Consider the following 18,348-nt stretch of genomic DNA (forward strand, 5'->3'; position numbering starts at 1 on the left):
GTCACGCCGCCTTGCGGGCAGCCGCCCTGAATGGATGGTCCATGGCGAAGGCGTCCGGCCGGATGCCGCGCTCGACCTGCGTCCAGGCGACAGGGTGCGCGATCGGGAAGCCGGGCCGCGCCCGCGGCGAGAAGGCGCCGACTGCCGTGTTGCCGCGTCCGTTGCGCAGATAATCGATGAAGATCCTGCCTTTTCGGGCTGCCGGATCGGCCGACAGCAGGTAACGCTCGGGATCGGCATCGACGAGACATTGCGCCAGCGATCTTGCCATGTGCCGGGCGCGGTCGTGGGTCATTTTCGTGCCGAGCGGCGCCATCAGGTGAATGCCCTTGCCGCCGGTCAGCTTGGGCCAGCTCTCCAGGCCGGCCGCCGCCATGATGTCGCGCAGCGCCAGCGCGGCCTCGATCACTTCATCCCATCCGACGCCCTCGCCGGGATCGAGGTCGAGAACGATCCGATCCGCATGCTCGATATCGTCCACGGTGGCGTTCCAGGGGTGGAGTTCGACGGCATCCATCTCGATGAGGCCGAGCAGGCCGGCAAGGTCGTCGACCCAGACCCGCACGCCCTCCCCGCCTTCGCGCTTCTGCACGCGCAGCTGGTGCACCGCGGCGGGAATGCTGGGCAGCGTCCCCTTGTGATAGAAGATGGCGCCGAAGGCATGGCGGACAAGTTTCAGCGGCCGCCGGGCAAGATGGACCAGCGCCTGGTCGGCAACCCGCTCCCAGTAGCGCGCGAGATCTTCCCTGGAAGGCGCGACCGCGTCGGGGAGCAACTGCAGGATGTTCTCGCGCGGGACGCCGTGCTCGTGGCCCGCCCGCCGCCTGGAGGGCGCCGGCGGCTTCGGCGGGATGGACACCAAGTCTTCGCGCAATCCCTTGAACACCGCTTCGCGCAGAATGCCGCGATCGGTCACGCCGCTGAACTGCACCTCGGCCAGCACGTCCGGCCTGACCCAGGTCGCCTTCGGCTTGATGATCGGCTCGGTCAGCGGCGACTCGCCGACGATCAGCGGATCGAGGCGTTCGCGCACGCGCCGCGCCACTTCAAGCGTATAGCCGCTCTTGGCCTTGCCGGCATAAAGCAGGCGATCGCCGTCGCGCCTGCCGATGTAGAGCGACGCGATGCGGCGCGGCTTGGCGCCGAGCTTCTCGACGAAAGCCACGATCGGAAAGGTGTCGCTCTTGATGCATTTGACCTTGACCCAGCTCGGCTGGACGCCGGAGCGATAGGCGGCATCCGCGCGCTTGGAGACGATCCCCTCCAGGCCCATCCGGCAGGCATGCTCGAACATGTCCTTGCCGCTCACCGCCAGATGCTCGGCATAGGTCAGCGTCGGCGCCGTGTCCGAGAGCAGCTTCTCCAATGCGGCCTTGCGCTCGACCAGCGGCTGCTGGCGAAGGTCGCGGCCATCGAGGTGCATGAGGTCGAAGGCGTAGAAGATCAGCCGCGGCGAGTTCGGGTTGCCCAGTTCCCGCTCCAGCGCCTGGTAGTCGGGCAGGCCGGTGTCGCCCAAGACGACGGCTTCGCCGTCGATGATCGCCGACTCCGCCTTCAACTGCGCCGCCGCCTCGACGATCCTCCTGTAGCGATGCGACCAGTCGTAGCCGCGGCGCGTGAAGGCACGCGCCGAACCGCCCTCGACGATGAGCTGGGTGCGGTAACCGTCATATTTGATCTCGTGCAGCCATTCGCCGTCTTCGGGAGCTTTCTCCACCAGGGTGGGCGACTGGAACTCGATGAACGAAAGCCGGCTTTTGCCGCTACTCATACGCGCGACTCCAGGAATCGCTAATCAAGCCCCGCGCCAGCTGTCGGTTCCGGGCATTTTAGCGAAATTGTATGTTTTGGCGGACACTTGGCTCAGGAACAACATTGGCCGTGCCGCGTCTTAGAGACAGGTTCTTGTTGCAGTTTTTGTCTCGGGATCGACAGCGATGGTCAGGCTCATTCTCACGCTTATGGTGACGCTGGTGCTCGCGTGCGGCGCAAGCCAGGCCGCCAGGCTGGACTTGGACACGGTCAACCAGGCGCAATTCAGCGACGGCGAGCCGAAGGGCGTCGATCCGATGCTGCTGAAGGCGCAGATCCTCCTCGACCGCGCCCGCTTCTCACCGGGCCTGATCGACGGCCGGCTTTCCGACAATTTTGCCAAGGCCGTCTCGGCCTTCCAGGCGGCGAACGGCCTGCCTTCGGACGGCAAGCTCACCAGGGAGACCTGGGACAAGCTGACGGCGGGCTCAACCGAGCCGGTTCTGGTGACCTATGAGGTCACGGCCAAGGATGTGCGCGGGCCTTTCACCCGGCGCATTCCCACGCGCCTGGAGCGCATGGCCCGCCTCAAGCGGCTCGGCTATCGCAACGCCCGCGAGCGGCTGGCCGAGCGTTTCCATGTCAGCGAACAATTGCTGCGCATGCTCAATCCCCGCGCCGGCTTCAGGAAGGCCGACGCGAGCCTGGTCGTGCCTGACGTCGGGCGCGGCGACCCACCGGCGGAGATTGCGACCGTCGAGGTCGACAAGGCATCCCGGCTGGTGCGCGTGCTCGACGTGTCAGGCAAAGCGGTCGCGGTTTATCCCGCCTCGATCGGCAGCGAGGAGAAACCGGCGCCGAGCGGCGGCGCTGAGATCAAGCGGGTGGTGCATAACCCGACCTATCATTACAATCCGAAATTCGCCTTCAAGGGCGTCAAGAGCAAGGAGCCTTTCACCATCGCCAAGGGACCGAACAATCCGGTGGGCTCGGTCTGGATCGATCTCTCCATCGACAGCTACGGCATCCACGGCACGCCCGAACCCGGCAAGATCGGCACCAGCTTCTCGCATGGCTGCATCCGGCTGACCAACTGGGACGCTGAGGACCTCGCGGCCATGGTGAAGCCGGGCACGAAGGTCGAGTTCAAGGACGAGACGGCGCAGGATGTGTCCGCGCAGTGAGCGCTGGCGGGGCGCGATGCGGGAACACTGCATAAGCCCAGTTTATCATCACCCCTAGTTTTTCAGAACGTTACAGGTTCATTCGTCGCCTGTAGCTTCGGCGGCGCTTTTTTGGAAACGATCTGGACTTGGTGGCTCGATGCAAGCACATGCGAGAGTGGTGATTGTCGGCGGCGGGTGTGTCGGCGCGGGTATCCTCTATGGACTGGCCAAGCGCGGCTGGACCGACGTGGCGCTGCTCGAGCGCACCCAGCTGACCGCGGGCTCGACCTGGCATGCGGCGGGCCTCGTCCCGTCCTACTCGCGCAATATCAATGTCGGCCGGATGGTAAGGAAGACCATCGAGATCTACGAAAGGCTCGAGGCGGAGACGGGACAGCCCGTCGGATGGCATAAATGCGGCCAGTTGCGCATCGCCAATTCCAGGGACCGGTTCGACGAATTCAAGAGCTACATGAGCGTGGCCGACGTCCAGGGCGCGCGGGCGCAGTTGCTGACACCCGCGGAAGCCAGGGAGTTGTGCCCGCTGCTCAACAACGACCATATGCTCGGCGCCCTTTATCACCCCGATGACGGCCACATCGCGCCGGCCGACGTGACGCATGCCATGGCCAAGGGCGCGCGCGACCTCGGCAGCAAGATCTATCTCAACACCGAAGTCACCGGCTTCAAGCGGACGCCGAGCGGCGAGTGGCTGGTGCAGACCAACCAGGGCGACATCACCTGCGAGCACGTGATCTGCGCGACCGGCAATTACGCGCGCCAGACCGGCGCGCTGCTGGGGCTTGAAATTCCGGCGATCCCGATCCTGCACCAGTACTGGATCACCGAAGCGGTGCCGGAGGTGGTGGAGCGCAAGCGGCAGGGGCGTCCCGAAATGCCCATCCTGCGCGACGAGGGTTTCGAGGGCTACCTGCGCGAAGAAGGCGACGGCCTGATGTTCGGGCCATATGAGCGCACCGAAAACCTCAAGCTGTTCGCCGAGAACGGTGTTCCCGCCTGGTTCGGCGCCGATCTGGTCGAAGAGGATTTCGAGGCGGTGTCGTGGAATTGGGAACAGGCGCTGGAGCTGATCCCGGCGCTGGGCCGCGTGGGCCTCAAGGCCAATGTCCGCGGGCCGTTCCAGATGACGCCGGACGAGCTTCCCTTGATGGGACCGGCCTGGGGCCTGACCAATGTCTGGCTGGCCGAGGGCGTGCCCGGCGGCATCCTGTGGGGCGGCGCGATCGGCTATTACCTGTCGGAGCGGATCGTCGAAGGCGGCAACAGCCTCGACACCTCCGACCTCGATCCCCGCCGCTTCGGCGACTATGCCAACAAGGCCTGGACGCGCGAGAAGGTGCGCGAGGCCTGGGGCACGCATGCGGAGCAGAAATATCCGGGACAGGACATGCCCGCCTGCCGCCCGCAGAAGACCGCGCCCTCCTATGCCAGGCTGACCGAGCTTGGCGCCGTCTGGGGCGTGCTCAACGGCTGGGAGATGCCCAACTGGTTCGCGCGCGACGGCGTCGAGGCCAAGGACCAGTACAGCTGGCGCTGGACGCCGAAGGGGAACCTTGTCGCCGAGGAAGTGCTGGCGGTGCGCAACGCCGTCGGCCTGGTCGAGATGACGCCGATGACCAAGTTCGAGGTGTCGGGGCCGAGCGCGGCCTCATGGCTCGACGGGATCCTGGCCAACCGCCTGCCCGCGATCGGCCGGGCGACGCTGGCGCACCATTTGACGGCCGGCGGCGGCGTGCAGGCGGAATACATGGTGGCGCGGCTGAGCGAAGACAGCTTCTACCTCATCTCGACGCCAAGGGCGGAGCGCTGGAATTTCGACGATCTCTCGAAGCTGCTTCCCGCCGACGGCAGCGTGTCCTTGAAGAATGTCACCAACGACCGCGGCTGCTTCACGGTCGTGGGGCCCAAGGCGCGCGAAGTGCTGCAACCCCTCACGGAGATCGACCTTTCGAACGCGAACTTCCCCTGGTTCGGCGTCAAGACCGGAAATGTGGCTCTGGCCAGCGACGTGCGGCTGCTGCGCGTGAACTATGAAGGCGAGCTCGGCTGGGAGCTCTACCACCCGATGGCGTACCAGCGGCAATTGCTGGACGCGATCCTGGCGGAGGGCGAGAAGCACGGCATGCGGCTTGTCGGGCTGCATGCGCTGGAATCGCTCAGGCTGGAGAAGTCGTACCGCGCCATGTACCGCGACATGAACCCGGAGCTCAACGCGCTGGAGAGCGGGCTGGAACGCTTCATCCGCCTGGACAAGGGCGATTTCGTCGGGCGCGAGGCGGTGTTGAAATACAAGGACAGGAACGACCAGCGCCGTTCGGTCACGCTCAAGATCGAAACCGACGGCGCGAGCACGCTTGCCTCCGAGGGTCTCTACATCGGCGGCGAGCTGGTCGGGCGCATAACCTCGGGCGGCTACGCCTACGCGCTCGGGTACGATGTGGCGCTGGCCGTGCTGCCCGAGCGTTTCTCCAACCCCGGAACGAAGCTCGACGTCGCGGTGCTGGGAGAGTGGAAGGTCGCCGAGGTCATTGCCGATTCGCCTTACGACCCCACCTCGGCCCGGGCACGCATGTAAGCTCCTCAAATCCTCCAAGCAGCCGATCGCCGTGTGCAATGGCACGGATCGTTCCGCCTCGCCCTGCGTTGATGGACAACGCAAGGAGGACAAGGCCATGGAAGACGATCGGACCGAGAAGATCAGGCAGCGCGCCTATGAGATCTGGCAGCGCGAGGGCAGCATCCTTGGCGACCACGAGCGGCACTGGCATCAGGCCGAGGCGGAGATCGACCGCGAGGCGGCTTTGCCGCTCACCGCGGGCGATGCGCTGCCCGAGACCGGCGAGCTGTCGAGCTCGGACATCCTGACCGTGGAGGCGCTTGCCATGCACACCGGGATCAGCAGCGAGGAAGCGCAGGAGCTGCTCGACCGGCTCGGCAACGACCGCGCCGCGATCGAGCAGGCGGCGCGTAACCTCAGGGCCCGGAAGAGGCTATAGCGTCGCAACCGCGGTTCGCTCCCAGGCGAAGGGAACAGCATTGAGCGCGCGGGAACCCTCGGCGCCGTGGGAGGTTCCTCCTGTCTAACCCACAGGAGACCACCATGGACCACACCAACCACGTCAGGCTGACCAATGCCGAACTCACCCCCGACATCCTCGAGGGCGCCACCATCTATGGCCCCGACGACGAAAAGATCGGCTCCGTCGACCACCTGCATGGCAGCCGGGTCGTCATCGATGTCGGCGGCTTTCTCGGCATCGGCGCCAAGCCCGTCGCCGTCAGCGCCAGCCAGCTGGATTTCATGCGCGACGAGGACGGCGACGTCCACGCCGTCACCAGTTGGACGAAGGACCAGCTGAAGGCCATGCCGGAGCACCGCGACTGAAACGAAAGAGTGCATCGCGACTGACGCGAAAGAGAGCATCGCGACTGAGCTGGAGGCGAGCATTCCGATTTGAGGCTCGCGACGACTGATTGCGCGCGTCAGCTCTTGATCGAATTGCTGAAGACCTGCACGCCGACGCGCTCGTTGCGGCGCCAGCGCACCACGGCGCGATAGGCGGCGTCGTCGTCAGGGACGATCAGCGTGAAGCGATCCGGCAGTTCCACCTGAGGGCCGACGCGCAGTTCGGCGCCGTGTTCGTGCTGGTTGCGGATGGAGCACCTGATCCTGGCCTCGCCGGTGACGATCGTGGCCTCCTTCATCACGAATTCACGCGAGTGAAGACGGCGCTCGATACGGGGAAAGGTGGTCATGTCGCACGCATCCCGGAACTCTTCGGCGGGCTCAGCATCTCAGCCCGACATGACACGATAGCAGCGAGGCGTTTCCGTTCCGTTAGCGATTGCCCGTCGCGGCCGGCTGCCCGATCCCGTTTCTGCACACAGAGGAACAAACTCCTGCCTGGCGCGTATTGGAGCGGCGATATCGCTCGAAGCAGGAGTCCTCATGCCGGTGCGCAGGAAACGTCACGTCCGAAACGCAGCCTCGCTCTACAGCGACCTTATGCTGGCCCCGGCCGTAGTGATGATGCGCCTGCCGATGATTGCCCTGGATGCCGGCAGCAGCGCCCCCAATGGCGTGGAAGCGGCGGGCGCCATCAGCGAGAAAGCGCTCGCATGCGCTGAGGGACTATACGCCGCGCAGGTAACCCTTTTCCGTTCCGCATTGCGGTTCTGGCCGGAAATTTTTTCTGGCCGCAGCCCGTCCCTGCTCAACGGCGCCGCCGGCAAGGCAGCCTTGGTTGCGGCAGTCAGACCTGCAAGCCGACGGGTCAGAGCGAATTTCCACCGGCTGACGAAACTGGACTGAGTGAATCGATCCATTCAGGCCGGCTGTTCGCGGACGTGCCTGCTGGTGATCGCCGACAGGGTCGCCTAAGCCCGATTGGACTCTTGCGGCGCGTCGCGCTACAAGGAGGCCCTCAACCTAAGGCATCGCGCTGTGGCCGCGCGCAATCCATGATCACCGTGAAAAAGATCTTTCGGGACGAAGAGCTGTACTTCGTCTGGGCCGATGGAAAGTGCTTTGCGTTTTTCTATCTGCTCAGTTCTTCCGGCGAGAAGCCGGTCTGGGCCGTGAGCGGCGAATACAAGCCTCTCGCCGCCAATATCGACGACTTCAACAGCTACGACGACGCTTTGAAGTTCATCATGGCCCACGCGCCGGTCCAGTAAGCCCTCTGCAACGGACCAGCCGGATACGACGGGCAGCCCCAAACAGCGCCTCAATCATCCATGCTGATGCTCGTGGTGATGGCCGTGCGGCTCGGACATGGCGAACGGCAGGTCCTCGCTGTCGCCGCCGGCGGCAAGCTGCAGCCTGGCGCTGAACGCGTGCGGCTCGGCCGGGGCGACGAGGCTCTGCAGATGGTGGTGGTCGCCGCCGACCGGCGACAGCGGCAGGCGCTCCACCGCGCCGCCCGGCCGCTCGATCGCGACCTTCGCCTGCAGGCCCTCGGCATGGCGCGACAGGCGCAGCCGCATGCGCTCGCCCTGCGGCGTGTCGATGATCTCCAACAGCCCGCTGGCGAGCTTGCCCGAGACCAGGAACGGGTCCGGCGCGTGATGATGGCCACCTTCGGGCTGGGGCTCGACGAAGCGGACCGTGGCCACGGCGAGCCCGGGAATGTGGGCAAAGAGCTCGACCTTCAACGACGCGGCGATGTTGTTGGCGGCGGCCAGCAGCAGCCCGTCGTTGACGGCAATCGTCACATCTATATGCAGCCTGTGGCCGAGCCATCGGGCCTTCGCCTCGACAACCCTGTCGATCCCCGCGACATGTTCGGCGGCGTGGTGGATCTCGCCGACAAGTCCGGGTTCCACGCCGTCCAGCATGCGGGTGAGCACCGAGCGCGCCGATTGCCAGACGATGCCGAAGATGGCGATGGTGATCAGCAGGCCGATGATCGGGTCCGAAAGCGGGACGCCGAGCCAGACGCCGATCGCGCCAATGACGACGGCGAGGCTGGTCAGGCCGTCGGTGCGGGCGTGATAGCCTTCGGCGACCAGCGCGGCGCTGTTGATCTGGCGGCCGACGCGGATGCGCAGCACCGCCACCGCCTCGTTGCCGAGAAAGCCGATGAAGCCGGCCGCGGCGAGCCAGCCGAGAAAACGCACCGGCCGCGGGTCGAGCAGGCGGTCGATCGCCTCGTATCCGGCAACAATCGCGCTGACCAGGATGATCAGCACAATGACGATGCCGGCCAGATCCTCGACGCGGCCGAGACCGTAGGTGAAGGTGCTGGTCGGCCTGCGGCGCGCCAGCACGAAGGCGACCCAAAGCGGTATGGCGGTGGTCGCGTCGGCGATGTTGTGGATGGTGTCGGCGAGCAGCGCCACGCTGCCCGACGCCACGACGACCGCGACCTGCAGCCCGGCGGTGACCGCCAGGATGACAAAGGACCATTTGATCGCCCAGATGCCGCGATCGGTCGTCGCGATGGTGGCGTCGATGACGCCGTGGGTGTGGCCATGCGGACCACGATGGCCATCGCCGTGGCTGCCGTGGCTGTGTGGGCCGTGGTCGTGGCCGTGCGGGCCGAAGCCGAGCCAGTCCAGAAGCTTTTTCGGCATGGCAGCCTCACAAATATTTGGTGAGCTGCTTCAGCTCCTTGAGCGTTTCCCTGGTCGGCTCGCCGCCGTCGACCAGGCAGTGCTCCATGTGGTCATGGATCAGTTCACGCTTGGCATTGCTCACCGCGCTCTCGACGGCGTGAAGCTGCTGCGCGAGATCGAGGCAGGATCGGCCCTGCTCGAACATGGTGAGCACCGCCGCAAGATGGCCGTGCGCGCGCTTGAGCCGGGCGATGATATCGGGATGGGAGCTGTGTATCGTCATGACTTCATCCTATCCCCCAGGGCAGGATCTCGCAAGAGCCTGCCGCCCAACCCTGCGGCGCTGCCCGACGCATGGACCGGACCCGCAGCGCCACGCCCAGGCAACAGGCCGCAACCAAGCGGCGGCTTCGCCGTTAATTGAACGGCGCCGACCTATCCCCTCGCGGCGCGGAGACGTGGAGCGTACGCCCGATGGCACGGCCGGTGGAGATTGGCGACAGGGTGGCGGTGATCGCCACGGTGACGGAGCGCGTCGAGGACCGCGTGACGGTCGCCATTCCGACCGACTGCCACACCTATTCGATCGTCGAGCCCAATGCCAAGCCAGGCGACAAGCTGCAGTTCGAAGGCGAAGTGGTTCACGTCGACGAGGATCTCGGCCGCACCACGATCCAGGTGCTCGGACGGATCACCGTCGACACGAGGAGCGTCAAGATGATGCGCAAATACCGCCAGCGGAGACTGCCGCCGGCGAATTCCTCCGACCAGCATCGGCCAGATGCTGGAACCGCCCCGCGGCCTCGCCGTTCGGCCTGATGGCCAGGAATCGTATCCGGGAAGCGCTGACCGAGATCGGCACGATGACGTCGAGGCCTTCGGCGTTCCTGATCCTCGGCGCATTCACGCTAGGCTGGCTGGTGTTCGAGCCGGAGACGCTGGACTGGCACGGCATTGCCACACTGGTGACGTGGGCGATGACGCTGCTCATCCAAAGGGCCGAGCACCGCGACACCCAGGCCTTGCAGGCCAAGCTCGACGAGTTGATCCGGGCGACCGGCAACGCGCGCAACGACATCGCGCAAATCGACAGCAAGGAGCCCGAGGAAATCGAAAAGGAAAGGGCCTCCGAGGCTGCCGGTCTCTCGGGCTAGAGCTTCTTCAACATCGTCTGGAGTAGCGACGCGCAGCGGAGCGAAGACCCGGGGATCCCCGTCGGGACCTTTGCCGAGGGATTGAGCGGAGCAGAATTCTGCACTGCAGCAGCGCGTCGAAGTCACGAGAGGGGGTCTGTGCGCGTCGCTTCGATCCTTGCTTCGCCCGCAGGATGACGACGGCGCGAAAGGCTTCGGCCAATTGCGAACGTTTGCGATGGTTCACCGAAACGACCGGTGAAATCCCCATTGCGGTCGTCGTGCCGGGAAACTAGTGGCGCTTGAAGTACTGCACCTCGCGCTCATGCTTCTCGGCCGCTTCGCGCGACTTGAACGTGCCGAGATTCCTGCGTTTCCCGGTCCTCGGATCGACCTTGCGCGAATAGAGACGGTATTCGCCGGACTTCAGCTTGCGGATCATGGCAACCTCCTTTGCAATCAGTGACGTCAACCCCCTTGCCGTTGCTCCGGTTCCGCTTCCGAGCATGTCGGCACCACCCCAATCGGCCGCCGCTGGCACAAGAACTCTCGCCCGACAGTGATCCATTTCACGGACGCAAGCGCCCGAATGTCGGAATCGAGACGCCAGCGACCACAATTCGGTCGGATTATTTGTACTCAAATGACATTTGCGACGTTATCTTTCACGTCGCGAGCATGCCGGGACTGAGGAGGGTGAGATGGTGACGGCGAAGCTTCACGGGGTTGAACTCGTCAAGGGCCAGAAGTGGACGGTGCGCGTCACCGCTTACGGCACCACGGTGATTTTCCCGTTCGAGGCCGAGCAATATGCGCGCTCCTACGCCGACGGACAGGCCTTCCGCCTCGGCGTCGAAGTGGTCGAACTGAGGGAGTGCGCCTGAGCAGCCGGGCGGAAAGCGCCCAGCGCCGGTTCCGCTCAGCCTGATCTCTCGCGCGGCACCCCTCAGACCGACTTCCTTTCCTGGAGCTTCTCGCCGTCTTCCTTCACGAACTCGCGCACCGGATTGTCGAGGAGCGGCAGCACCGCCTCCGAAGGCCGGCATAGCCTTGCGCCCTTTGGGGTCTCGACGATCGGCCGGTTGATCAGGATGGGGTGGGCGAGCATGAAATCGATCAGCTCGTCGTCGCTCCATTTGGGGTCGGCGAGGCCAAGCTCGGCATAAGGCGTCCCCTTCTCTCGCAGCAGCTCGCGCGGCGCCATGCCCAGCGCCGAGAGCAGCGCGACCAGCCGCTCGCGGCTCGGCGGCGTCTTCAGATATTCGATCACCACCGGATCCTCACCGCTGGCGCGGATCATGGCGAGCGTGTTGCGCGAGGTGCCGCAGGCGGGATTGTGATAGATCGTGACCGTCATGACTGTGCCTTCCGTGGCTGGGATTGCGGAATGATCCCCGGCCGCAGCAGCCAGCCCATCAGCGCCAGCGCGATCAAGGCCCCAAGCAGCTCGGCGACGATGAAGCCCGGGAGATCCATGGGCCGGATGCCGGAGAAGGTGTCGGTCAGCGAACGCGCCAACGCCACGGCCGGATTGGCGAAGGATGTCGAGGCGGTGAACCAGTAGGCGGCGGTGATGTAGAGCCCGACCAGCCATGGCACGGCTCGCTGCTCGAACCGGGCTCCGGAGAGAATGACCGCGACGAGGCCGAATGCGGCCACCATTTCGGAGAACCATTGCGCCGGCCCGGCGCGCAGCTTGGTCGCGATCTCCAGAACCGGCAGGGCGAACATGAGGTGCGCGACGATCGTGCCGGCGATGCCGCCCAGGAGTTGCGCGACCAGATAGGCCGGCAGATCGCGGGCCGGCAGCGTGCGGCTCAAGCAGAACACGAGTGAGACGGCCGGATTGAAATGCGCGCCCGAGATCGGGCCGAGGATGGTGATCAACACCACCAGCATGGCGCCGGTGGCCAACGTATTGCCGAGCAGCGCCAACGCCGCGTCATGCGTCAGCGTCTCGGCCATGATCCCGGAACCGACCACGGTTGCGACCAGCAAGCCTGTGCCCAGAGCTTCGGCAACAAATCGGCGCGGCAGATTGAAGGGTGTCGTTTTCATGCTGCCTATGGCCGGATCGTTCGCGTCGATCGGCTCGATGATCATTGCCGGGTCCCTTTGCCGGGCTGACAGCAAGGTGCAGCCAGCGCGGGCGCGCAGATTTCCGGACGACCCGAGCAGCAATCCTCCATCAGGAACCGGACCAACCCGGACATCGCTTCATATTCGGCGCTGTAGATGATCGAGCGCGCGTCGCGCCGCTGCGTGACCAGGCCGGCGCGCTCCAGTTCCTTGAGATGGAAGCTGACGTTGGAGGGCGAAACCTCGGTCTGTTCGGCGAGCGAACCGGCCGCGATGCCATCCGGCCCGGCAACCACCAGCAGTCGCAGAAGGCGCAGGCGCGTCTCCTGCGCCAACGCTCCAAAGGCGATCAGGGCTTGACGTTCATCCACGTTTCAATAATCCTTGAAATATTGAAATGGAGGAAATAGCCGACATGCTCTCTCCTGACAACCGCAAAATCACCCCTGCCCTTCCGGCGGATCCCTCCGACCTGACTATCGGCGATCTGCTGAACGCGCTGGCGGACGTCAAGGACAGCCCGCTGGTGTTCCACTATGATGGCCGGCCAGTGAAGCCTGGCTATCATGTGACCGAAGTCAAGGCTGGACAGTTCTCGGCACTGGATTGCGGCGCCAACCCGGAGTCCTGGTCGGAAATCTTCGTCCAGCTATGGGACGTGGACGAAGGCGGGCCTGTCCACATGCAGGCCGGCAAGTTCGCCGCGATCATCCGTAAGGTGTCCGATCACGTCGCCCTCGACCAGTCCGCCAAGCTCACCTTCGAAGTCAGCGACGGTGTCCGACCGATGGAATTGTACCGGGCAGGTCAGCCGATGTTGGTCGGGAACGCCGTCGAAGTCGAACTGTCGCCGCGACCGGCGAGCTGCAAGCCGCGCGACCGCTGGCTGGAAGAACAGAAGGCGAGCAGATCATGTTGCTCGGCCGCGAGCGAGGCTTGCTGCAGCTGACGGATTGCCGGCGGAATGTCAGAGCCACCCGGGCCACGGATTGTCCTGCGACAGTTGGCCTGACGGCTTGCGCATCCGTATATAGACGACATGTCGGCTCTCGATACAGCGAAGCGATGGGCGCGCGGGGTCAAGCGCGACGTCGTGGCGCTGTGGATTGCCGCGCGCGACCCGCGCGTGCCCTGGTATGCAAAGGCCACCGCCGGCGCCGTCGCGGCCTATGCGCTGAGCCCCGTCGATCTCATTCCTGATTTCATCCCGGTCATCGGCTATCTGGACGACCTAGTGATCGTGCCGCTCGGCATCATGCTCGCCGTCAAGCTCGTCCCGGGAGACCTTATGCAGGAATTCCGCGACCAGGCCGCGCGCCGCGACAAGCCGGTCAGCAAGGCCGGCCTGGCTTTCATGGTTGCGGTCTGGGTGCTGGCGGCGCTGGCGCTGCTTTGGCTGTTCTGGCCGAAGGCAGCTTGAGTGCCCTCTCGCTTCCGCGTGCCCGATAGTTGTGAACCCCACCCCCGCTCCGATGGCGACAATCAAGACAAGAGCGTCCAGAGCGCTTGGAAGACATAGCCGATGACCAATGATCCGGAAACCGCGAGCGCCACGAACAACGCAATCGTTGACGGCCTGAGGACCAGTGCGACAGCCATGACACCCCAGATGCTAACCGCGCCGCCTGAAACGAGGAGCGCCATTGCAGCACCAGGTGACATGCCGAGATCAAGCAAACCTTGGACTAGAGGCAGTGCGGCAAGGCCATCGAGATACATCGGCGCGCCGACCAGCACCGCAAGCGGGATGGCATAGCTGGAGTTTACGCCGACATAAGCGGCAAGAGCATCAGACGGCAGAAAGTCTCTCAGCAGAAACTCAGCTGAAAAGGCAAACGTCAAACAAAGAACGACAGTTCTTGTTGTAGAGACAAGATTTGTTCCAAATGCACGCATACGCGCCCGGTCTCGCCAAATCCTGAAAGAGAGGCCCGCCGGCGTGCAGGTGTCACACAGTCCACTCATGCTTTTTTGTGACCGTAGCGGATGTTGCACCATCTGCGTACGGGCAAGGAGAGCTGTTATCGCGCCCGAAAAGACTCCAAGCGCGAAAGCCGCAACCAACTTTCCAATGGCGAACCCAGGGCCTAGCAGCGCCCAGGTCACGGCGAGCATGGTGGGACCTGTAATTGGAGAGGAAACCCAAAATGCCATGATGGGTGCAAGCGGAACGCCGGATGCAAGAAGGCCAGTCGTGAGCGGCAGCACCGTTACGCCGCACACGGGTATTACGCTACCAATTCCCGACGCCATCAAGATCGTCGCGACAGGGCGTCCCTTGAACCATCGTGCCGTAACTGTCGCCGCTCCGCTAGCCGCGGCCCACGCCGAGATGACCAGCCCCAAGGCGATCAACAATGCGACGTCCATGAAACTCTGCACGACAAAATGCAGCGTCGCAGTGACCTTTTGCGGCCACATCAGAGCGACAGCAGAAGTCAGAATAGGGACTGTCGCCCAGAAGAGGTGCTTTCTTTGAAGCGGCGGAACCGCAACCGTCATGGCATCACCTTTTGTGCCACAACTACCAGTCCGGCTTCCATAAATGAAACGAATAGCATAAATATCAGCTATGAGCGCACGCGATAGCAACCGTACCCAACTGGACAGCGAATTGCTGCGCACGTTCTTGTCTGTGGCCAAGGCGGGGAGCCTCAGTGGCGCCGCGGCGCGGCTGTACCGAACGCAGTCCGCAGTCAGCCTCCAGGTGCAAAAGCTGGAGGCTGCCCTCGGACAGCGGGTGTTCGAAAGGCATGGCCGGGGAGTTGCGATGACTGCCGCCGGCGAGCGGCTGCTACCCGTCGCCCGCGACGTTGTCGAAATGCTGAATCAGGTGGCAACCGATCTGCGCGAAGCGCCAGACGAGCAAGAGATCCGCCTTGGCATTCCCGAGGAATATGGCGACACGATTCTTCCGTCTATCCTGGCCACCTTCACCGAAGCGGAGCCCACAGCTCGCATTTTCGTGCGCTGCAGTTCAAGCATGGAATTCCCACGTGCACTGGCTGCCGGCGAACTGGATCTCGCCCTGCACTCGCCCGAGCGCGTCTCCAAAAACGACGTCATTGTTCATAGCGAACGCGCCGTGTGGACCGGCTCCGCCTTCCACAATGTGGAGAACCGTCGGCCTCTGCCGGTGGCGCTGTTCGATAAGACTTGCTGGTGGAGGGAACGCTGTCTCGACCTGCTTCGGAAATCCGGACTGGAGTATCAGGTCGTTTGCACCAGCCAGAGCATTTCAGGTGTTCGAGCGGCAATCGCCGCCGGCGTCGCTATCGGCGTATTGCCGGAAAGCACGCTGACAGATCACATCAGGGCGTTGGCGAGCGCGAAGCTGCCGCAGTTGGGTGAAACGCATCTGGCGCTCACCGGCTCACCGAAGCGGCCTCGGCGGCTAGCCGAAAAACTGTCGGCGATCATCTCACGAACGTTTCAGGGAAAGTGACGTGTAAGCAGCGAACACTGCCTGCAGATGCACGGCTGTGTCCCTCGTGCAGTAAATGGCTGCTTCCGGCCTGCCCCTTGACCGTCTCCTTACTTGGAGCGAGCGTGAACGCTCTTTCAGACGGGAGCCCCGATGGATTCGAGAGAGCTTTTGATCCGCATGATCCGCGCCGGCGCCGGAGAGGTTCCCGCCGATGTGGTGATCCGCGACGTGCGGCTGCTCGACATCGTCAGCGGCGCGGTGACCGAAACCGACATCGCCATCGTCGCCGACCGCATCGTCGGCACCCATGCGCGCTACGAGGCGGAGCGGGTGATCGACGGCCGCGGCCGCTTCGCGGTGCCGGGCTTCATCGACACGCATCTCCACATCGAATCCTCACTGGTCAGCCCACTCGAGTTCGACCGCTGCGTGCTGCCGCACGGCGTCACCACCGTGCTTTGCGATCCGCACGAGATCGCCAATGTGCTGGGTGCGGAAGGCATCCGCTATTTCCTCGACTGCGCCGAGCAGACCATCATGGATGTGCGGGTCAACCTGTCGTCCTGCGTGCCGTCGACCGCATTCGAGACCTCGGGCGCCAGGCTGGAAGCGGAGGACCTCCTGCCCTTCCGCACCCATGCCAAGGTGGTCGGCCTGGCCGAGGTGATGAATTTTCCGGGCGTGCTGGCCGGCGACGCCGGCATGATCGCCAAGCTGGACGCCTTCGCCGACGGCCATATCGATGGCCACGCGCCTTTGCTCAGGGGCCAACGGCTCAACGGCTATCTCGCCGCCCGTATCCGCACCGACCACGAGACCACCACCGCCGCCGAGGCGCGCGAGAAGCTTGCCAAGGGCATGGCCATCCTGATCCGAGAGGGCTCGGCCTCGAAGGACCTCGAGGCGCTGGCCGAGATCCTCGACGCCGACACCTCTAGCTTCGTGGCGCTGTGCACCGACGACCGCAACCCGCTCGACATCGCGGAGGAAGGCCACCTCGATTCCTCGATCCGCCGCCTCATCGCCACGGGCTGCCCGGTGCATCATGTCTACCGCGCCGCCAGCCATTCGGCGGCGCGCATCTTCGGGCTCGCCGACCGCGGCCTGGTGGCGCCCGGCTGGCGCGCCGACATCGCGCTGCTCGAGCATCTGGAGGACTGCCGGGTGAGCGACGTGATCGCGGCGGGGCGGCTGGTGACGCCGGAATTGTTCAAGACGCGAAAAGCCGTCAACCCGGTCGGCCTGTCATCGGTGAAGGCCAGGCCGGTGACGCCGGAGGCCTTCCGCATCGAGGCAACGAGCGGCCGCAACCAGACGCCGGTGATCGTCATCAAGCCCGGACTTCTCATCAGCTTCCGCGAGGACGCCGCCCTGCCCATCGCCGAAAACTCCCTGCAGCCGGACATCGGGGCCGACATCCTCAAGGCGGCGGTGGTCGAGCGTCACGGCAGGAACGGCAATATCGGTAAAGGCTTCGTCAAAGGCATCGGATTGAAGCGCGGCGCCATCGCCTCCTCGATCGGCCATGACTGCCACAACATCACCGTGGTCGGCGCCTCCGACGCCGACATGGCGGTTGCGGTCAACCGGCTGATCGAGATGGGCGGCGGCATGGCGGTGGCCGACGGCGGCCGCGTCACGGCGCAACTCGCGCTGCCGCTGGCAGGGCTGATGAGCCTGAAGCCCTTCGAGACGGTGACGCAGGCGATGCACGAATTGCGCGAGGCCACTCAGAAGATCGGCTGCACCATCCCAGAGCCCTTCCTGCAGGTGGCGTTCCTGGCGCTGCCGGTGATCCCGCATCTCAAGCTCACCGACATGGGCCTGTTCGATGTCGACAGGTTCGGTTTCGTGGCGTGAGACGGCGTCAGGTCTCAGCCACCCCCCGCTCGTGTTTCAGGGGCCGGCGCTGCCTTACCGCAGGCCCAGAAAACTCAGGATGGCGATGACGATGACGATGGCGCCGACAATCCAGATGATGTTGTTCATGGTGCTCTCCACTGATGGCCGGCCGGAGACCCGCGCCTAGGCGTGGCCGGCCTCTACCGGATCTGTGAGGGTGTGCGCGGAAACGCTTCCTGTTCACCCTCGCAGAAACGTCAACCCTTAGAATCTGCTAATGTTCCATCGATGCTAAGCGCTTGAGGCTGCCTGGCGCTTGCGGGCGAGCGAAGCATGGCGGCGCTCGCCCACGGCTTCGACGAAGCTGTCTGGCCTAGCAGCCTTCGGTCGTCTTCTTCACCTGGCCGGGGGCGGCCTGTTTCGCGGTTGTGTCGTCCTGCTGGCCAGGGGCGGCCTGCTTCGCGCTGCCGGTCTCCTGGCCCGGCGCACAGTCCTTGGCGGAGTTCGTCGAGTTGGTTGTGGTCGTGTCCGTGTCCTGGGTGGTTGGCATCGTCGTGGTGGTCGAGGTGGATCCGCTCGACGAGGTTCCGCTCGATTGGGCAAATGCAAGACCGCCGGACAGGGCCAGCAGCGCCGTGGCAACTAGAAGACGTTTCATCAATATCGCTCCTATGCGGGAAGCGTCCCTTCCATCGCATAACAGGCAAGCGACGGGTCGGTTCCGTAGAGCATCCCCCTGGCAGAACCGCCCTTGCGCCGGCGAGCAGACCAGCCCGGCGCAACGGCGGATTGGCGAGCGCCGTTAACCGTCCGCCAGCGACCGGACCAAGGTCTGTGTCGCAATCGCCGCAATGGCCCTATACTCTCCGCG

General features: G+C 64.6%; 23 protein-coding genes. 13 read left to right on the top strand and 10 right to left on the bottom strand.

The window, feature by feature from the left end; translation table 11 throughout:
• Window position 1: 1 nt before the first annotated feature.
• Complete coding sequence (ligD, locus tag EJ074_RS06525) at window positions 2-1,771, bottom strand: DNA ligase D (RefSeq protein WP_095808867.1); 1,770 nt, start codon at window positions 1,769-1,771, stop codon at window positions 2-4.
• Between the two features lie 166 nt (window positions 1,772-1,937).
• Here ligD and EJ074_RS06530 point away from each other — a divergent pair, with 166 nt between their 5' ends.
• The 4 genes from EJ074_RS06530 to EJ074_RS06545 all read left to right on the top strand — a co-directional run bounded on the left by EJ074_RS06530 (window position 1,938) and on the right by EJ074_RS06545 (window position 6,324).
• Entirely contained in the window at window positions 1,938-2,936 is a 999-nt protein-coding gene (locus EJ074_RS06530) for a L,D-transpeptidase (RefSeq protein WP_095808866.1), read from the top strand.
• Window positions 2,937-3,075: 139 nt separating this feature from the next.
• The gene (locus EJ074_RS06535; RefSeq protein ID WP_095808865.1) at window positions 3,076-5,514 is read left to right on the top strand and encodes an FAD-dependent oxidoreductase; all 2,439 of its coding nucleotides are present in this window, start codon (window positions 3,076-3,078) and stop codon (window positions 5,512-5,514) included.
• Window positions 5,515-5,611: 97 nt separating this feature from the next.
• On the top strand, window positions 5,612-5,935 hold the full coding sequence (locus EJ074_RS06540) for a DUF2934 domain-containing protein (protein ID WP_129552851.1): 324 nt from the start codon (window positions 5,612-5,614) through the stop codon (window positions 5,933-5,935).
• Window positions 5,936-6,039: 104 nt separating this feature from the next.
• Entirely contained in the window at window positions 6,040-6,324 is a 285-nt protein-coding gene (locus EJ074_RS06545) for a photosystem reaction center subunit H (RefSeq protein WP_095808864.1), read from the top strand.
• A 98-nt stretch (window positions 6,325-6,422) separates the two neighbouring features.
• On the opposite strand, the gene EJ074_RS06550 is transcribed toward EJ074_RS06545, so the two are convergent.
• Window positions 6,423-6,695: a PilZ domain-containing protein gene (locus tag EJ074_RS06550; RefSeq protein ID WP_095808863.1), complete on the bottom strand. Its 273-nt coding sequence runs from the start codon at window positions 6,693-6,695 to the stop codon at window positions 6,423-6,425.
• A 193-nt stretch (window positions 6,696-6,888) separates the two neighbouring features.
• Between EJ074_RS06550 and EJ074_RS06555 the strand changes: the two genes are divergently transcribed.
• Together EJ074_RS06555 and EJ074_RS06560 are read left to right on the top strand one after the other, a co-directional pair.
• Window positions 6,889-7,251 carry a hypothetical protein gene (locus EJ074_RS06555; protein ID WP_095808862.1) on the top strand — a complete coding sequence of 121 codons (363 nt, stop codon included), beginning with the start codon at window positions 6,889-6,891 and terminating at the stop codon, window positions 7,249-7,251.
• 149 nt (window positions 7,252-7,400) lie between these two features.
• Window positions 7,401-7,616 carry a hypothetical protein gene (locus EJ074_RS06560; RefSeq protein ID WP_095808861.1) on the top strand — a complete coding sequence of 72 codons (216 nt, stop codon included), beginning with the start codon at window positions 7,401-7,403 and terminating at the stop codon, window positions 7,614-7,616.
• Window positions 7,617-7,670: 54 nt separating this feature from the next.
• Here the strand turns inward: EJ074_RS06560 and EJ074_RS06565 are convergent, their stop codons facing one another.
• On the bottom strand, window positions 7,671-9,014 hold the full coding sequence (locus tag EJ074_RS06565; protein WP_095808860.1) for a cation diffusion facilitator family transporter: 1,344 nt from the start codon (window positions 9,012-9,014) through the stop codon (window positions 7,671-7,673).
• Window positions 9,015-9,021: 7 nt separating this feature from the next.
• Window positions 9,022-9,279 carry a metal-sensing transcriptional repressor gene (locus EJ074_RS06570; protein ID WP_095808859.1) on the bottom strand — a complete coding sequence of 86 codons (258 nt, stop codon included), beginning with the start codon at window positions 9,277-9,279 and terminating at the stop codon, window positions 9,022-9,024.
• 191 nt (window positions 9,280-9,470) lie between these two features.
• On the opposite strand from EJ074_RS06570, the gene EJ074_RS06575 reads away from it, so the two are divergent.
• Both EJ074_RS06575 and EJ074_RS06580 read left to right on the top strand, forming a co-directional pair.
• On the top strand, window positions 9,471-9,815 hold the full coding sequence (locus tag EJ074_RS06575; RefSeq protein ID WP_129552852.1) for a hypothetical protein: 345 nt from the start codon (window positions 9,471-9,473) through the stop codon (window positions 9,813-9,815).
• On the top strand, window positions 9,815-10,150 hold the full coding sequence (locus tag EJ074_RS06580) for a low affinity iron permease family protein (RefSeq protein ID WP_095808857.1): 336 nt from the start codon (window positions 9,815-9,817) through the stop codon (window positions 10,148-10,150). The genes EJ074_RS06575 and EJ074_RS06580 overlap by 1 nt, the downstream gene beginning before the upstream one ends.
• 271 nt (window positions 10,151-10,421) lie before the next feature.
• On the opposite strand, the gene EJ074_RS06585 is transcribed toward EJ074_RS06580, so the two are convergent.
• Entirely contained in the window at window positions 10,422-10,571 is a 150-nt protein-coding gene (locus tag EJ074_RS06585; RefSeq protein WP_095770090.1) for a hypothetical protein, read from the bottom strand.
• A 259-nt stretch (window positions 10,572-10,830) separates the two neighbouring features.
• Between EJ074_RS06585 and EJ074_RS06590 the strand changes: the two genes are divergently transcribed.
• Window positions 10,831-11,013 (top strand): hypothetical protein, encoded by a 183-nt coding sequence (locus EJ074_RS06590; RefSeq protein ID WP_245420625.1) that lies wholly within the window; start codon window positions 10,831-10,833, stop codon window positions 11,011-11,013.
• A 62-nt stretch (window positions 11,014-11,075) separates the two neighbouring features.
• On the opposite strand, the gene arsC is transcribed toward EJ074_RS06590, so the two are convergent.
• The 3 genes from arsC to EJ074_RS06605 are packed head-to-tail and all read right to left on the bottom strand — an operon-like array spanning window position 11,076 to window position 12,579.
• Window positions 11,076-11,486 carry an arsenate reductase (glutaredoxin) gene (gene arsC, locus EJ074_RS06595; RefSeq protein ID WP_095808856.1) on the bottom strand — a complete coding sequence of 137 codons (411 nt, stop codon included), beginning with the start codon at window positions 11,484-11,486 and terminating at the stop codon, window positions 11,076-11,078.
• On the bottom strand, window positions 11,483-12,187 hold the full coding sequence (locus tag EJ074_RS06600; RefSeq protein ID WP_095808948.1) for an MIP/aquaporin family protein: 705 nt from the start codon (window positions 12,185-12,187) through the stop codon (window positions 11,483-11,485). The genes arsC and EJ074_RS06600 overlap by 4 nt, the downstream gene beginning before the upstream one ends.
• Window positions 12,188-12,228: 41 nt before the next feature.
• Window positions 12,229-12,579 (bottom strand): metalloregulator ArsR/SmtB family transcription factor, encoded by a 351-nt coding sequence (locus EJ074_RS06605; RefSeq protein WP_095808855.1) that lies wholly within the window; start codon window positions 12,577-12,579, stop codon window positions 12,229-12,231.
• A gap of 44 nt (window positions 12,580-12,623) precedes the next feature.
• Between EJ074_RS06605 and EJ074_RS06610 the strand changes: the two genes are divergently transcribed.
• Entirely contained in the window at window positions 12,624-13,157 is a 534-nt protein-coding gene (locus EJ074_RS06610; RefSeq protein ID WP_095808947.1) for a DUF6428 family protein, read from the top strand.
• A 90-nt stretch (window positions 13,158-13,247) separates the two neighbouring features.
• Window positions 13,248-13,628 (top strand): YkvA family protein, encoded by a 381-nt coding sequence (locus EJ074_RS06615; RefSeq protein ID WP_095808854.1) that lies wholly within the window; start codon window positions 13,248-13,250, stop codon window positions 13,626-13,628.
• Between the two features lie 62 nt (window positions 13,629-13,690).
• On the opposite strand, the gene EJ074_RS06620 is transcribed toward EJ074_RS06615, so the two are convergent.
• Window positions 13,691-14,710, bottom strand: coding sequence for a permease (locus EJ074_RS06620; RefSeq protein WP_095808853.1), 1,020 nt, complete (start codon window positions 14,708-14,710; stop codon window positions 13,691-13,693).
• A 70-nt stretch (window positions 14,711-14,780) separates the two neighbouring features.
• Between EJ074_RS06620 and EJ074_RS06625 the strand changes: the two genes are divergently transcribed.
• Window positions 14,781-15,653 (top strand): LysR substrate-binding domain-containing protein, encoded by an 873-nt coding sequence (locus EJ074_RS06625; protein ID WP_129552853.1) that lies wholly within the window; start codon window positions 14,781-14,783, stop codon window positions 15,651-15,653.
• Window positions 15,654-15,785: 132 nt separating this feature from the next.
• Complete coding sequence (gene ade / locus EJ074_RS06630; protein ID WP_095808851.1) at window positions 15,786-17,495, top strand: adenine deaminase; 1,710 nt, start codon at window positions 15,786-15,788, stop codon at window positions 17,493-17,495.
• Window positions 17,496-17,850: 355 nt separating this feature from the next.
• Here ade and EJ074_RS06635 read toward each other — a convergent pair whose 3' ends face one another.
• Window positions 17,851-18,135, bottom strand: coding sequence for a hypothetical protein (locus EJ074_RS06635; RefSeq protein ID WP_095808850.1), 285 nt, complete (start codon window positions 18,133-18,135; stop codon window positions 17,851-17,853).
• Window positions 18,136-18,348 lie beyond the last annotated feature (213 nt).

Source organism: Mesorhizobium sp. M3A.F.Ca.ET.080.04.2.1 (assembly GCF_003952525.1).
GTDB lineage: Bacteria > Pseudomonadota > Alphaproteobacteria > Rhizobiales > Rhizobiaceae > Mesorhizobium.